The following is a 15,459-nucleotide window of genomic DNA, read 5'->3' as shown; positions in this document are numbered from 1 at the left end:
TAGGCGCTAGCCGCCCGGCCGATAGCGACGTTCGATATGCCCGTTCAATTCGTCGGGATAGAAATAGACCGGGCGGAGCCTGCCCTGCGCATAGCGTGCCGCTTGGTCGGTAAAGTGGCGCGAGCGCACGTCGCCGCTCTGCCCGCCGGCCATCACCGCCATCGCCTTCACGCGTGGACCGAATTCGACGATCGCGACGAAGCTGTTGCCGCTGGTGCCGTAATAGCGCTTCGTCCCCGGCCAGCGTTTCGCACCGAACGAGGCCAGGCTGCCCCATTGCGCCGACGTGAAGGGCACGGGGATGGAGGGCGCCGCATCGTCGAAGTGCGGCGCGATCGCATCGTCGATCCGCTGGAACCGATTGATGTTTCCCCACGGTACCCGCCAGCCGCCGAAGTCGCGGGTCAGCCGGTCGACCGCCTCCGACAGCGCGGCGAGCTTGGCGTCCGCACCGACGCGGGTGGCGATATAATCGGGGACGTTCAGCCGCTCGGCCTGCGCGAAGCCGCCGACCTCGCGCCACAGATGATCGCCCCAGAACACCGCGAGGCTGGTCGCGGCCGAATCGCGGCTCCAGCGGTGATCCCACGCTTTCAGCAAGGCGACCGGCGCGGCGAGCGAGGCACGGCGCGGATCGCGGGCGGGCAAAGCGTCCCACGCCTCGACGAGGCCGGGCAGCAATCGCGCGAAGGCGGGCAGATAAGGATCGAAGGCGGCGGCGCGCAGGCTCTCGGCCGTCCAGCCGCTCTTGCCGGTCAGCAGCAGATCGGCGTGCACGCCGCGCGCGTTGCCGCCGACCTGATCCATATAGCGCGGATAGTCCTTCGCCTGCGGGCTGTCCGGCCCCGCCGCGCTCCACGGCCAGTCGTTGGTATTGTGCACCCAGCCGGTGCGCGGGCCCACCACGTTCGGCAGGCTGGCGAGGCTGTGCAGCCCGTGCCAGTCGGTCGCCGGATCGCTGCCGTCGACGGGACGGGTATAGTCGAACCGGTCGCTGCGGACCGGCATGAACTGCGGCATCAGGAACGCGATCTCGCCCTTGTCGTCGGCGAACAGCGTGTCGTTGGATGAATTCGCCTTGCGGTCGGCGACCGCCGTATAGCTCGCCAGATCGGTCGCCTTGGTGCGCAGATAGCTTTGTTCGAGCGCGGGGACGGGCTTCCACATCAGCGCCGTCGCGATCCAGCGCCCCGCCTTCCTCGCGACGATCGGGCCGTGATGCGTGCGATAGGTCGTGAAGCGCCGCTCGCCCATCGTGCCGTCGTCCCTGCGGTAGCGCAGCGTGACGGTGCGGGTCGCGACCGGGCGCTGGTCGCTGCCGTAGCGATAGGCGTAGCCCGCGCCGGCCCGCACGATCCGCTCGGCGAATTCGTCGATATTGTCGACCGTCGACGAAGTGTGCATCCACCCTGCCTTGGGGTTGAAGCCCTGATAGATGAAGAACTGGCCCCAGGTGCTGGCGCCGTAAGCGTTCAGGCCTTCGCCGCTCGTCATCTGCGCCTCGGACCGGAAATAGAAACTGGTGTGCGGATTGATGAGCAGTAGCGCATTGCCGTTCGCGGTCAGGCGCGGCGCGATGGCGATACCGTTCGATCCCGCGGGCTCGCGCGGAACCGCGCCCAGATCCTCCGGGGTCGGCGGGGTGGGCGTGCCGTAGAAGGTCTTGAGGTCGCTCAGCGTGATCCGCTCGATATCGCCGCCGATGCTGCCCTCGGTAAAGCTCAGCGCCATCCAGGGTTCGAAGCGGGTCAGGACCTTGGGTCTGGTCTGCGGGTGGGTCGCCAGATAACAGTTCAGCCCGTCGGCCCAGGCCTGCATCAGCGTGCGCAGCCAGGCCGGGCTGGCGGCATAGTCGGCCCGAAGCTCGGCCGGATCGACGAACAGCCGCTGGCGCAGATCGGCCCAGATTGCATCCTCGCCCAGCGCTTCCGCGGTACGGCCGAGCGCGGTCAGGTAATTGGCCTCGATGCGGGGGAAGTCGTCCTCGGCCTGCGCGTAGATCAGGCCGAACACCGCGTCGGCATCCGTCTGGCCGCGGACATGCGGGATGCCCCAATCGTCGCGCGTTATCGTGACGCGCGCGGCCTGCGCCTGCCAGCGTGTCGCTTCGGTCGGCGGCGGGCTCGGGGCGGCCGTCAGCAGCGCCAACAGGATCACCGGATTGCGCATGCGCCGAAGGACCTTATCCATGCCCGCAGCCTAAGGCGGGACAAGGGGAAAGACCATGCGTCGGCGAACGATCGAACTGCTGCTCGCAATGCTGCTGCTGACCCCGGCGAGCGCGGTGCCCGCAGCGCCGCCGGCGTCGGGACCAGCGTCGGGGCCGGCGTCGATCCTCCTGAAACCGGCCGGCGTCTTCGATGGCGTCGACGGGATCGTCCACCCCGGCTGGCAGGTGCTCGTCAGCGGCGAGCGGATCGTCGCGGTCGGGCCGAACCTGCCGGTGCCCGCCGGGACCCGGATCGTCGATCTGGCGGGGGATACGCTGATGCCCGGTATGATCGAGGGCCATGGCCACCTGTTCCTGCATCCCTATGACGAGACGAGCTGGGACGATCAGGTCCTGCACGAGCCGCTAGCTTTGCGCACGGCCCGCGCGGTCGCGCATGCGAAGGCGACGCTGCTCGCCGGCTTCACCAGCGAACGCGATCTCGGCACCGAAGGGGCGGGCTATGCCGATGTCGGGTTGAAGGCGGCGATCGACCAGGGGATCGTACCCGGACCGCGGCTGTCGGTCGCGACGCGCGCGATCGTCGCGCTGGGCGCCTACGGCCCGAAGGGCTTCGAACCCGGCGTCGCCGTGCCGCAGGGCGCCGAGGAGGTGTCGGGCGTCGATCAGATCGTCGCGGCGGTGCGCCGCCAGATCGCCGCGGGCGCCGATTGGGTGAAGCTCTATGCCGACTATCGCTGGCGTCCGGGCGAGGACAGCCGCGCGACGCTGAGCCTCGCCGAGATGACCGCGGCGGTCGCCGCCGCGCACGACGCAGGACGCCCGGTGGCGGTCCACGCCGCCACCGCAGAGGGCATGCGGCGCGCAATCGCCGCCGGCGCCGACACGATCGAGCACGGATATGGCGGTACGCCGGAAATCTTCGCGGCGATGGCAGCCAAGGGGATAGCGCTATGCCCGACGCTCGCCGCGTCGGACGCGACGTCGCGCTACCGCGGCTGGAACGGCAGCGATCCTGCGCCGCGTGCGGTCGAAGTCAATCGCGCGAGCCTGCGGATGGCGCTGAAAGCCGGCGTGCCGATCTGTATGGGCGGCGATGTCGGGGTATTCGCGCATGGTAAGAACGCGCGCGAGATGGAGTTGCTCGTCGGCGCGGGGATGCGACCGGCGCAGGTGCTGATCGCCGCGACCTCCGGCAACGCGCGCTGGCTCCACCTTGCCGAGAAACTCGGTGCGGTGAAAACCGGTCTGCTCGCCGATCTGATCGCCGTGGCAGGCGATCCCACCACCGACATCGCCGCCGTTGAACATATTAGATTGGTGATGAAAAACGGCTCAATTATGCCTGCCACGTAATCGAGCGTGCAGGCACTCGAGTTATTTCTGCTCCTAGTCACAAATCACGAAAAGCCGCGGCGCGCTTCCCGAAATCGGTCATTGCTCCGTTTCCCCAAGGTTCTGGGCTTGAGCCGGACTCTTGCGCGTGACGATCGTACGAAGGTCGCAATAGGCCTTCAGTCCCTCGATCCCGTTTTCCATGCCGATGCCGGACTGGCGGCGGCCGCCGAACGGCACGGTCGGCGAGAGATGCTGCACCTCGTTGATCCAGACGATGCCGCTGGCCAGACGCGTCGCGATGTCGCGGGCTTGCCCCGCATCCGCGCTCCACACCGATGCGCCGAGCGCATAATCGCCGGCATTGGCGCGCGCGACGACCTCGTCGACCGCGCTGAACCGCAGCAGCGGCAGGATCGGGCCGAATTGCTCCTCGCGGACGATCCGGCTGTCGTCCGGGGGATTGTCGACGATCGTCACAGGCACGAAATAGCCGGGACCGGGCGCGGGATCTTCGCTCGATGCGAGGGTGTAACCATGCGCCCGACAGTCCGCGATCAGGTTCGTCACGCGATCCCGCTGGGCGCCGCTGGAAAGCGGGCCGATCTGCGTGCCCTCGGCAGCCCCGTCGCCGATCCGGACCGTGCGGGCATAGGCGACCAGCGCATCGCGCAGCCGGTCGTAGATGGCGGCATGGACATAGAGGCGCTTGACCGCGATGCAGACCTGCCCGGCATTGCCGAAGGCCGCCCAGAACAGGCGCGGGACGACCGCCTCCAGATCGACGTCCGGCAACACGATCGCGGGATCGTTGCCGCCGAGTTCCAGCGTGATCCGCTTGAGCGTGGCCGCGGCGCTGCGCATCACTTGCCGCCCCGTGTCCGTCGATCCGGTGAAGCTCACCTTGTCGATACCGGGATGCGCGGTGAGCCAGGGGCCGAGCCGATCGCCACCGGTGACGATGGTGAGCACGCCCGGCGGCAACAGGTCGGCGACTTGCGCGCCGAAGCGGAGCAGGGTCAGCGGCGTGACGGGCGAGGGCTTGAGCACCATCGTGTTGCCGGCGAGCAGCGCCGGCGCCAGCTTGAACATCGCCAGCAGCACCGGGAAGTTCCACGGCACGATCGCAGCGACCACGCCGAGCGGCACGGCCTGCATCTCGACCAGATGCTCGGGCGTATCCTCGATGACGCCGCCGGGCAATTCGAGTGCGGCGGTTGCCTTGAGCCAATAGGCCGCGGCGCCGATTTCGCCCTCGGCCTCGGCGAGCGGCTTGCCCTGTTCGCTGGTCAGCAGCTGCTTGAGCGTGGCGATATCGGCCAGCATGCGGTCGCCCATCGCCTCCAGCGCCGCGCGCCGCGCCGCGATCGGGGTCGCCGCCCAACCGGGAAACGCGGCGCGGGCGCTGGCGACGGCGGCGTCCAGATCCTGGCTGGAGGCATCGGGGACATGAGCGATGACGCGCTCGGTCGCGGGATTGGTCACCGCCAGCCGGTCGACCGCGGATACGGGCTTGCCGTCGATCAGCATGGCGAAATCATCGTTCGGCGTCATCCGACGTCCTCCTCTTTCGCTCGTCAGGCGAGCAGGCTGCGATAGGTCTGCGAGAAGATGTCGCGGCCGATGATGAGCCGCATCACCTCCGAACTGCCGGCGAGGATGCGGTTGACGCGCGCGTCGGTGAACATGTGGCTGATCGGATATTCGTCCATATAGCCCGCGCCGCCGTGGAGCTGGACGCCGAGGTCCATCATCCGCCATTCGGTCTCGGTCGACAGCATCTTGGCCTTGGCGCCCATGTTGCCGGTCAGCCGCCCGGCATTATGCTCGGCGACGCAATGGTCGACATAGGTCTGGACGAGGTCGATCTCGGCATCCAGCTCGGCCATCCGGAACTGGGTGTTCTGCTGCTGCGCGAGCGGCTGGCCGAACAGCACGCGCTGCATCACGTAATCGCGCGTCACGTCGAAGGCGCGGCGGGCGTTGGCGGCGGCGCCGACCGCGGCGATCAGCCGTTCCTCGGCCAGCCCCTCCATCAGATGGTAGAAGCCGCGCCCCGGCTCGCCGAGCACATTGGCCTTGGGGACCTTCACGTTGGCGAAGAACAATTCGGCGGTATCCTGCGCCGACAGGCCCATCTTCTTGAGATTGCGGCCGCGCTCGAACCCCTCCATCCCGCGCTCGACGACGAGCAGCACGAGCGCACGCGGCGTGTCGGCGCCGGCCAGCTTCGCCGCGACGACGACGATATCGGCGTTGATCCCGTTCGAGATATAGGTCTTCGACCCGTTGAGCAGGAAATGGTCGCCGCGATCCTCGGCGGTGGCGCGCATCCCGGCGAGGTCGGAGCCCGCGCCCGGCTCGGTCATCGCGATGGCGAGGATCGTGTCGCCGCTGACGCAGCCGGGCAGGATGCGGCGGCGCAGGTCCTCGCTGCCGAAGCGCTGGAAATAGGGGCCGACGAGCCGGCTGTGCAGCGTGTTGTACCAGGCGGCGCAGCCGGCGCGCACCGTTTCCTCGATAATGATCTGTTCGTAGCGGAAATCGTCGTCGCCGAGCCCGCCATAGGCCTCGTCCGGCCAGATCATCAGGAAACCCTGATCACCCGCCTTCTTGAACGCGCTGCGATCGACGATCCCCGCCTCGCGCCAGCGCTCCATATGCGGCGCGATCTCGGCGTCGAGGAAGCGGCGGTAGGCGTCGCGGAACAGGCTCTGGTCGTCGGTGAACTGGCGCATCTCGGTGTCTCCGGGGATCAGCGCGGGGCCATGCGGATGGCGCCGTCGAGCCGCACGTCCTCGCCGTTGAAATAGCCGTTCTCGATCATCAGCAGCGCGAGCGCCGCGAATTCCGCCGGGTCGCCCAGCCGCTTGGGGAAGGGGACCGACGCGGCAAGCGCCGCCTTCACATGATCGGGCGCGGCGAGCAGCAGCGGCGTGCTGAAGATGCCGGGCAGGATCGTGTTGACGCGGATGCCCTCGTTCATCAGGTCGCGCGCCAGCGGCAGCGTCAGGCTGACCACGCCGCCCTTGGACGCGGCATAGGCGGCCTGGCCCATCTGGCCGTCCTCGGCGGCGACCGAGGCGGTGTTGACGATCGCGCCGCGCTCGCCCGATTCGTCGACCGAATCGAGCGCCGCCATGCCGAGCGCCGATTTGGCGACGCAGCGAAAGGTGCCGATCAGGTTGATCTGGATGATCCTCTCGAAGTCGGCGAGCGGGAAGTGGCGCAATTCGCCGGTCGTCCGGTCGCGGCTCACCGTCTTGATCGCATTGCCGGTGCCGGCGCAATTGACCAGCACGCGCTCCTGGCCGTGGGTGGCGCGCGCCTGCGCGAAGCCGGCGTCGACCGAGGCATCGTCGGTGACGTCCACCGCGCAGAAGATGCCGCCGATCTCCGCGGCGACACGCTCGCCGAGTTCGGCGTTGAGGTCGAACAGCGCGACGCGGACGCCCCTGACCGCGAGCGCACGGGCGGTGGCGGCGCCGAGGCCGGAGGCGCCGCCGGTGACGACGGCGGCGATGGGACTGTCGAGTTTCATGGATCGGTCCTCCAGCGGGTCGGTCGCGCGATCACAGCCGCTCGACGATGGTGACGTTGGCGATGCCGCCGCCCTCACACATCGTCTGCAGGCCGAAGCGCCCGCCGGTGCGGCCGAGCGCATGGACCAGCGTCGCCATCAGCTTCGCGCCCGACGCGCCGAGCGGATGGCCGAGCGCAATCGCGCCGCCATGGACGTTGAGCCGGTCGGGATCGGCGTCCAGCATCCGCAGCCAGGCGAGCGGGACCGGCGCGAACGCCTCGTTGACCTCGTACAGGTCGATCTCGGCGAGCGAGCGGCCGGCGCGGCGCAGCGCGGTGCGGGTGGCGTTGATCGGCTCTTCCAGCATCACCACCGGATCGCCGGCGGTGACGGTAAGCGAGTCGATCCGCGCGATCGGGGTCAGCCCGTGCGCCTTCAGCGCGCGTTCGTTGACGATCAGCATGGCCGAGGCGCCGTCGCAGATCTGGCTGGCATTGCCCGCGGTGATGCTGCTGCCCTCGACCACCGGCTTGAGCCCGCCGAGCCCGGCGAGCGAGGCGTCGGCGCGCAGCCCTTCGTCGGCGGCATGGATCGCGTGCGACCCGTCGGGCCGGGTGATCGCGACCGGGACGATCTCGCGATCGAACACGCTTGCCGCGACTGCGGCGGCGCCCTTGCGATGGCTCGACAGCGCGAAAGCGTCGGCCTGTTCGCGCGTGATGCCATATTTGTCGGCGATCATCTGCGCGCCGGTGAACTGGTCGAACGCGGTGACGCCGTAGCGGCGCTTGGCCGCCTCGCTCCACGGGCCGGTGCCGAGCCCCGCCTGCGCGTAGAGCGCGACGGTCGAGCCCATGGGCACGCGGCTCATGCTCTCGACGCCGGCGGCGATCACCATGTCCTGCGTGCCGGAGAGCACCGCCTGCGCGGCGAAGTGCACCGCCTGTTGCGACGATCCGCACTGGCGGTCGATCGTCACCGCCGGCACGCTGTCGGGCAGGCGCGAGGCGAGGACGGCGTTGCGGCCGACCTGCGTGCTCTGCTCGCCGCCCTGGCCGACGCAGCCCATGATGACGTCCTCGATTTGCGCGGGGTCGATCCCGGTCCGCGCGACGAGTGCGTCGAGCACGACCGCGGCGAGATCGGCCGGGTGGATGCCGCTCAACGCGCCGTTGCGGCGCCCGCCGGCGGTGCGGACGGCATCGACGATATAGGCTTCAGCCATGTACGGCTCCTTCGAGAATGGGGAGGGGCGGCGCGGCGACCGCGCGATGCAGCGTGCCGCCGCTTTCCGCGAGGCGGACCAGCAGCGGCGAGGGGGCGAAGGCGGGGCCGTGGCGCTCAGCCAGCGCCGCCAGCGTCGCGACGATCGTCGGCAGACCGACGGTATCGGCCCAGAACATCGGCCCGCCGGTATAGACCGGCCAGCCATAGCCGGCGATCAGCGCCATATCGATGTCGGAGGCGCGCCGCGCGATCCCCTCGTCGAGGATCCTCGCGCCTTCGTTGACGACCACATAGAGCAGCCGCTCGCGTAGTTCCCGATCGGTGAAGCTGCGGCGCGCGATGCCTTTCGCGGCGGCTAGTGCGGCGATCACCTCGTCGGCGACCGGTGAAGGCGCGGCGCGGCGCTGCGCGTCGTAATCGTAGAAGCCGCCATTGCTCTTCTGTCCCAGCCGGCCGCGCGCGACGAGATCGCCCATCGGCGTCCGTTCGGTGGCATCGCGGCCGATCACGTCGAGCCCGATCAGGTCGAGCATCTGGAACGCACCCATCGGAAAGCCGTATTCGACCAGCACTTTGTCGATCTGCTGCGGGCTGGCGCCTTCGAGCGCGAGTGCATCCGCCTGCGCCATGCGCGCGCCCATCGCGCGATTGGCGATGAAGCCTTCGCACACGCCCGACAGGACGGGCAGCTTGCCGATCCGCTTGGCGAGCTGCAGCGCGGTCGCGACCACCGCTGGCGCGGTGCGCGCGCCGCGCACCACCTCGAGCAGCCGCATGACGTTGGCGGGCGAGAAGAAATGCAGGCCGATCACCTGTTCCGGGCGGCGAGTGACCGCCGCGATCGCATCGAGATCGAGGAACGAGGTGTTGGACGCCAGGATCGCGCCCGGCTTCGCCACCGCGTCGAGCCGGGCGAAGATCGCCTGCTTCACCGCCATGCTTTCATAGGCGGCCTCGATGACGAGGTCGCAGGATCCGATATCGGCGATCTCCAGCGTTCCGGTCAGCAGCGCCATGCGCCGCTCGACCTCGACGGCGTCGAGCCGGCCCTTGCGCGCGCTCGCCTCGTAATTGCGGCGGATCGTCGCGATGCCGCGATCGAGCGCCGCCCGGTCCGTCTCGACCAGCGTGACCGGTACGCCGATCGCGAGGAAGTTCATCGCGATGCCGCCGCCCATCGTGCCGGCGCCGATCACGCCGACCGTGGCGATCGCGCTCGCCGCGCCGGCCGGCAGGCCGGGTATCTTGGCGGTCTCGCGCTCGGCGAAGAAGGCGTAACGCTGCGCTTCCGATTCGCGGCTGTGGAGCAGCTCGGCGAACAGCGTTGCCTCGCGGGCCATGCCTTCGTCGAAGGGCAAGGCGACCGCCGCCTCGACCGCGGCGATGATGTTCGCCGTCGCGCGGAAGCCGCGCAGCAGCGCCGCATGATCCGCGCGGATCGCGTCGAACAGGCCGGGCTGTCCGCGGTCCTCGGCAATCCGGTCGTCGCGGTCGCGGACGCGGCGGCGCGGGGTGCCGTCGGCGACGATGGCGTGGGCGAAGGCGAGCGCATCGTCGGCCAGCCGCTCCGGCGCGCTCAACCGGTCGACGATGCCGAGCGCCAGCGCGCGCGCCGCCGGGACGGGCTTGCCGCCGAGCATGATGTCGAGCGCGACGCGCGCGCCGACGATGCGTGGCAGACGCTGGGTGCCGCCTGCGCCGGGGAGCAGACCGAGCGAGACTTCGGGCAAGCCGAGCTTCGCCGCCGGCTCCGCGATGCGATAGTCGCAGGCCAGCGCCACTTCGAGGCCGCCGCCGAGCGCATTGCCGTGGATCGCGGCGATCACCGGCTTGGGCGCCTGTTCGATCCGCGCGATCACCGCGTGGAGATCGGGCTGGACCGGTGGCTTGCCGAATTCGGTGATGTCGGCACCCGCGAAGAAGGTGCGCCCCGCACAGAGGAGCACGATCGCGGTGACGTCGGGATCGGCGACGGCGGCGTCGATGCCGCGGACGATCGCCTGCCGTACGGCCAGGCCGAGCGCGTTGACCGGCGGCGAATCGATCACGATCGTCGCGATGCCGTCGCGTGGTTCCAGCGTTTTCAACGGCATGCTGCCCCTCCTTCCTGCGTCGTCGGTCCGCCACGGCAAGGCGACCGAACCGATCATGTCGGTCGTCTGATGGCGCAAGCCGCAGGTTTTGGAAAGGGGTAATTAAACGTACAATTAATACGGCTGGATCGGGTTGATCTTTGTACCTCGAAAGCGCTACTCAGGGTCGGTCGGCGGCGGAAGAGGGCGCCGGTTTAATCGGACGGATAACGGCCGGCGGAGGAGCGGATGACGAAGGCTTATGCGCATATCGGTCTGGTGGTGCGCGACGGAGTCGCGGAACTGACGCTGCGCCGTCCGGCCGTCCTCAACGCGCTGACCGTGCCGATGGCGGTGGAATTGCTCGATGCGGTGCGCGCGATCGCGGCGGACGGGGCGGTGCGGGCGGTGCTGCTCACCGGAGCGGGACGTGCCTTCTGCAGCGGCGCCGATCTGGCCGGCGACATCGGCGCCGACGCGATCGACGTCGGCGAAAGCCTGGAGCTTTATTTCAATCCGCTGCTCGAAACCTTGTTCGCGATGCCCAAGCCGCTGGTGGTCGCGGTGAACGGCGCGGCGGCGGGCGCGGGCTTCTCGCTGGCGCTGGCGGGCGACATCATCCTCGCGGCGCGCTCCGCCTATTTCGTCCAGGCGTTCGTCAAGGTCGGGCTGGTGCCCGATCTCGGCGCGACCTGGCTGCTGCCGCGGCAGATCGGGCGAGGGCGGGCGATGGCGCTGATGATGCTCGGCGACCGGCTGCCGGCGGAGACCGCGCTGGCCTGGGGCATGGTTCACGGCGTCGAGGAGGATGCGGCGCTGCCCGATGCGGCGCGCGCGCTGGCGGCGCGGCTCGCCGCCGGCCCCACCCGCGCCTATGCGCTGCTGCGACGGGCGGTCCGCGACGGGTTGGAGAGCGGGCTGACCGAGGCGCTGGCGCGCGAACGGATCGACCAGCGCGACGCCGGCCTGACCCGCGACTTCGCCGAGGGCGCGCGGGCCTTTCTCGACCGGCGCGCGCCGGTCTTCACCGGTGGGTGAGGGGGCGGCGATGACCGGACGGTTCGACAATCTCGGCGAGGTCGCCGCGTTCCACGCGCAGGTGCGGCCCACCGCGACGGCCTTCAGGTTCGAGGGGCGGACGACCGATTTCGGTACTTTCGCCGCGCATATCCGCCGCGTCGCGGGCGCGCTCGTCGCGGCGGGTTGCCGGCCGGGCGATCGCGTCGCCTATCTGGGCAAGAACAGCGATCTGTTCTTCGAACTGCTGTTCGGCGCCGGGCTGGCCGGCGTGATAACGGTGCCGCTCAATTGGCGCCTCGCCGCCGCCGAACATGCGCAGATCCTCGCCGATGCCGCACCGAAGCTGTTGTTCGCGACCGACGATTTCCGCGATGCCGCCGTAGGGCTAATGCCCCCCGACCGGGTGATCGCGATCGAGCCCGGCGACGATCCCGTCCGGGATTTCACCGCGTGGCGCGATGCCGCGGCGCCCTTGCCCCACGAGGCGGGGGCGGTGAACCGCGATCACGTCGCCCTCCAGCTCTATACCTCCGGCACCACCGGGCGGCCCAAGGGCGTGATGCTGACGCACGGTTCGATCCTCGGCGCGCTCGAAGCCGGCGAACGGGGCGGCGAGCCGTGGCGGCGCTGGACGCCGGACGCGCTCGCATTGGTCGCGATGCCGGTGTTCCACGTCTCCGGGTCGGGCTGGGCGCTCGGCGCGTTCCATGGCGGCGGCGGTTCGGTGATCCTGCGCGAATTCTCGATACCGGGGGTCGAACGGGCGATCGCCGAGGATGGCGTCACGCATGCGATGATGGTGCCCGCCGCGTTGCAGATGCTGATCGAACGCTGGGAGGAGGCCGGCATCGGCAGCGGATCGCTTCGCCAGATCGTTTATGGCGCCAGCCCGATGCCGCCGACGCTGCTCGCGCGCTGCCTGACGCGGCTGGGCTGCGATTTCGTCCAATATTACGGCATGACCGAAACCTGCGGCAGCTTCGTCGCGCTGACCCCCGACGATCATCTCCGTCCGGTCGGCGACCGTCTCGCCTCGGTCGGGCGCGTCATGTCGGGCAGCGCGATCCGCATCGTCGATCCGGCCGGCGAGGCGCTGCCGCCGCTGGTCGTCGGCGAAATCTGCGTGCGCACCCCGGGGATGATGGCGGGCTATTGGAACCTGCCCGCCGCGACGCGCGAGACGATCGGCGCCGACGGCTGGCTGCGCACCGGCGACGCCGGCTATCTCGATGCGGACGGCTATCTGTTCCTGCGCGACCGGATCAAGGACATGATCATCTCGGGCGGCGAGAACATCTATCCGATCGAGGTCGAGAATGCGCTCGCCGATCATCCGGCGGTGGCGGCGGTCGCGGTGATCGGCGTTCCCGATCCGCGCTGGGGCGAGACGGTGAAGGCGATCGTCGTGCTCGCGCCCGGAGCAGCCGCGACCGGGGACGATCTGATCGCGCATGCGCTGGCGCGGATCGCGGGCTACAAACTGCCCCGATCGGTGGCATTCGTCGCCGCGCTGCCGCGCAATGCGGCGGGCAAGGTGCTCAAGCAGGACCTGCGTGCCGTATATGCCGTGCCGGCCGACCGGGTCGTCGCATGACCGTTTTCCCGGATTTCGCCGACCATCCCCGCGATCACGCGCAGCGCGATCCGGACAAGGCCGCCGTCCTGATGCAGGCGAGCGGCGAGATCGTCAGTTACGGGCAGCTCGAACGCCGCGCCAATCGCGGCGCGCAGCTCTTCCGCGGCGCCGGGCTGAAGCGTGGCGACGTCGTCGCGCTGTTCCTCGAAAACCACGTCGGCGTGTTCGAACTCGCCTGGGCGGCGCAGCGCAGCGGCCTGTATCTCGTCTGCCTGCCGTCCGGCGCGACCGCGGTGGAGGCCCAATATATCCTCGTCGATTCGGGCGCGAAGCTGCTCGTCACCTCGCCCGCCCACGCTGCGGTTGCCGCCGATCTGCCCGCACGGCTGCCGCAGCTCGCGCCGTTCATGCTCGACGCGCCGATCGCGGGATTTCGCGACTGGCATGCGGAGGCGGCGGCAATGCCGGCGACGCCGATCGCGGACGAAGCGGCGGGCGCGCTGATGCTCTATTCGTCGGGAACGACCGGCCGGCCCAAGGGCGTGCGCTGGCCGTTGCCCGACGATCCCGATATCGCGGCGCCGCCGCTGCTGACGCGCATCGCCGCCGAGCGGTTCGGCTTCACCCGCGACACCGTCTATCTCTCGCCCGCGCCGCTCTATCATGCCGCGCCGCTGCACTGGTCGATGACGGTGCAGCGGCTCGGCGGGACGGTGGTGGTGATGGAGCGGTTCGATCCCGAACTCGCGCTCGCGACGATCGCGCGCCATCGCGTGACGGCGAGCCAATGGGTGCCGACGCATTTCGTGCGGCTGCTCAAGCTGCCCGAGGCGGTGCGCCGCCGCCACGACCTGTTGTCGCTGCGCGTCGCGATCCACGCCGCCGCGCCCTGTCCGGTGCCGGTGAAGCAGGCGATGATCGACTGGTGGGGGCCGATCCTGTTCGAATATTATTCGGGGACCGAGGGCAATGGCTGGACGATGATCGGCCCCGAGGAATGGGCCGGCAAGCCGGGTTCGGTCGGCAAGGCGCTGATCGGTACGCTGCATATCTGCGACGAGGCTGGCGCCCCCCTGCCGCCGCGTCGCGAGGGTGCGGTCTATTTCGAGGGCGGGCCGGCGTTCGCCTATCACAACGACCCGCAGAAGACCGCGGACGCCGCCAATCGCCACGGCTGGACCACTTTGGGCGATGTCGGCTGGATGGACGAGGACGGCTATCTCTACCTGACCGACCGGCAGAGCTTCATGATCATTTCGGGCGGCGTGAACATCTATCCGCAGGAGATCGAGAATCTGCTCGTCACCCATCCGCGGATCGCCGATGCGGCGGTGGTCGGCGCGCCCGACCCCGATCTCGGCGAGATGGTGGTGGCGGTGGTCCAGCCGGTCGACTGGGTGGATGCCAATCCCGCGTTCGCCGAGGACGTGCGCCAGTGGCTGCGCGGCCAGCTCTCGGGGGCCAAGACGCCGCGGCGGATCGACTTCATGGCCGAGCTGCCCCGCCAGCCGACCGGCAAGCTCTACAAGCGGCTGATCCGCGACCGCTATTGGAGCGCGACGACATGAGCATCATCGAACCCGTCCCGGGCCGCCCCGGTTTCGGCGCACGACTGACCAACCGGCTGTTGCGTGCGATGCGCGCCAGGACGCCGCTCGACGTCGCCGACCCCGCCGCGCTGATCGCCGCGCGCGCGAAGCTCGACGGCGTCGATGCGGCGATGGCGCGGCTGCGGCGCAGCGCGAGCCTGCCGTTCGACGTCCGCGCCGTGCCTATCGGCGGCGTCGCGGCGGAGGACCTGACGATCCGCGCTCCGGCGCCGCCGCGGCGCGGCGACACCTTGCTGTTCGTCCATGGCGGCGGCTTCTTCTTCCGCTCGCTCCACGCGCATCGCCTACTCGCGGCGCGGATCGCGCGGGCGGCGGGGATCGGCCGCGTCGTGCTGCCGCTCTATCGGCTCGCGCCCGAGCATGTGCATCCGGCCGCGCAGGACGATTGTCTCGCGGTGTATCGCGCGCTGCTCGGCACCGGCGTCGAGGCGGGGCATATCGTCGTCGTCGCCGATTCCGCCGGCGCCGCGCTGGCGCTCGGCGCGATGGTGCGGGCACGCGATGCCGGGCTCGCGCTGCCGCGCGCGATCGCCTTGCTCTCGCCGATGACCGACCTCAGTTATTCGGGCACATCGATCCGCGGCAATGCGGAGCGCGACCCGATGTTCGGCGGCCAGCCGATGCCGCCGCCGGTCTATTATTGCGGCGCTGCCGATCCCGCGCACCCCTCCTGCTCGCCGCTGTTCGCCGATCTGTCCGGGCTGCCGCCGCTGCTGGTGCAGGTCGGCAGCAGCGAGCGGCTGCTCGACGACGCGACGCGGCTCGCCGCCGCGACCCCCGACGTCCATGTCGAGATCTGGCCCGGCATGCCGCACGTCTTCCAGGCCTATGATTTCCGCGAGGCGCGGCAGGCGCGTGCACGCATCGCCGCATTCCTGCGCGGCGATGCGTCCCCCGTTCCCGCGAAGGGCTGAGCCATGCCGTAT

The 15,459-nt window shown here is 69.8% G+C and carries 11 protein-coding genes; 5 read left to right on the top strand and 6 right to left on the bottom strand.

Annotated features, from left to right (window positions below; all coding sequences use genetic code 11):
* Positions 1 to 6: 6 nt before the first annotated feature.
* Complete coding sequence (locus ACLBWH_RS14575; protein ID WP_447799611.1) at positions 7 to 2,190, bottom strand: penicillin acylase family protein; 2,184 nt, start codon at positions 2,188 to 2,190, stop codon at positions 7 to 9.
* 34 nt (positions 2,191 to 2,224) lie between these two features.
* Between ACLBWH_RS14575 and ACLBWH_RS14570 the strand changes: the two genes are divergently transcribed.
* A complete protein-coding gene (locus ACLBWH_RS14570; protein ID WP_447799610.1) occupies positions 2,225 to 3,526 on the top strand; it encodes an amidohydrolase family protein in 1,302 nt (433 codons plus the stop codon).
* Between the two features lie 78 nt (positions 3,527 to 3,604).
* Here ACLBWH_RS14570 and ACLBWH_RS14565 read toward each other — a convergent pair whose 3' ends face one another.
* The 5 genes from ACLBWH_RS14565 to ACLBWH_RS14545 are packed head-to-tail and all read right to left on the bottom strand — an operon-like array spanning position 3,605 to position 10,348.
* Positions 3,605 to 5,059 carry an aldehyde dehydrogenase family protein gene (locus tag ACLBWH_RS14565; RefSeq protein ID WP_447799609.1) on the bottom strand — a complete coding sequence of 485 codons (1,455 nt, stop codon included), beginning with the start codon at positions 5,057 to 5,059 and terminating at the stop codon, positions 3,605 to 3,607.
* A gap of 23 nt (positions 5,060 to 5,082) precedes the next feature.
* Positions 5,083 to 6,243: an acyl-CoA dehydrogenase family protein gene (locus ACLBWH_RS14560; protein WP_447799608.1), complete on the bottom strand. Its 1,161-nt coding sequence runs from the start codon at positions 6,241 to 6,243 to the stop codon at positions 5,083 to 5,085.
* A gap of 17 nt (positions 6,244 to 6,260) precedes the next feature.
* Complete coding sequence (locus tag ACLBWH_RS14555; RefSeq protein WP_447799607.1) at positions 6,261 to 7,046, bottom strand: SDR family NAD(P)-dependent oxidoreductase; 786 nt, start codon at positions 7,044 to 7,046, stop codon at positions 6,261 to 6,263.
* A 31-nt stretch (positions 7,047 to 7,077) separates the two neighbouring features.
* On the bottom strand, positions 7,078 to 8,253 hold the full coding sequence (locus ACLBWH_RS14550; RefSeq protein WP_447799606.1) for an acetyl-CoA C-acetyltransferase: 1,176 nt from the start codon (positions 8,251 to 8,253) through the stop codon (positions 7,078 to 7,080).
* Complete coding sequence (locus tag ACLBWH_RS14545) at positions 8,246 to 10,348, bottom strand: 3-hydroxyacyl-CoA dehydrogenase NAD-binding domain-containing protein (protein ID WP_447799605.1); 2,103 nt, start codon at positions 10,346 to 10,348, stop codon at positions 8,246 to 8,248. The genes ACLBWH_RS14550 and ACLBWH_RS14545 overlap by 8 nt, the downstream gene beginning before the upstream one ends.
* Positions 10,349 to 10,576: 228 nt before the next feature.
* Here ACLBWH_RS14545 and ACLBWH_RS14540 point away from each other — a divergent pair, with 228 nt between their 5' ends.
* Genes ACLBWH_RS14540 through ACLBWH_RS14525 form a run of 4 tightly spaced genes read left to right on the top strand, consistent with a single transcriptional unit; the run spans position 10,577 to position 15,447 of the window.
* Positions 10,577 to 11,365, top strand: a complete 789-nt coding sequence (locus ACLBWH_RS14540; protein ID WP_447799604.1) for an enoyl-CoA hydratase-related protein — start codon at positions 10,577 to 10,579, stop codon at positions 11,363 to 11,365.
* Positions 11,366 to 11,375: 10 nt separating this feature from the next.
* Entirely contained in the window at positions 11,376 to 12,941 is a 1,566-nt protein-coding gene (locus tag ACLBWH_RS14535; protein WP_447799603.1) for a long-chain-fatty-acid--CoA ligase, read from the top strand.
* The gene (locus ACLBWH_RS14530) at positions 12,938 to 14,491 is read left to right on the top strand and encodes an acyl-CoA synthetase (protein WP_447799602.1); all 1,554 of its coding nucleotides are present in this window, start codon (positions 12,938 to 12,940) and stop codon (positions 14,489 to 14,491) included. Before ACLBWH_RS14535 ends, ACLBWH_RS14530 begins: the two co-directional genes overlap by 4 nt.
* Entirely contained in the window at positions 14,488 to 15,447 is a 960-nt protein-coding gene (locus ACLBWH_RS14525) for an alpha/beta hydrolase fold domain-containing protein (RefSeq protein WP_447799601.1), read from the top strand. The genes ACLBWH_RS14530 and ACLBWH_RS14525 overlap by 4 nt, the downstream gene beginning before the upstream one ends.
* Positions 15,448 to 15,459 lie beyond the last annotated feature (12 nt).

The sequence above is a fragment of the Sphingomonas sp. M6A6_1c genome (genome assembly GCF_053345135.1).
This window is presented reverse-complemented; position numbering and strand designations above follow the sequence as displayed.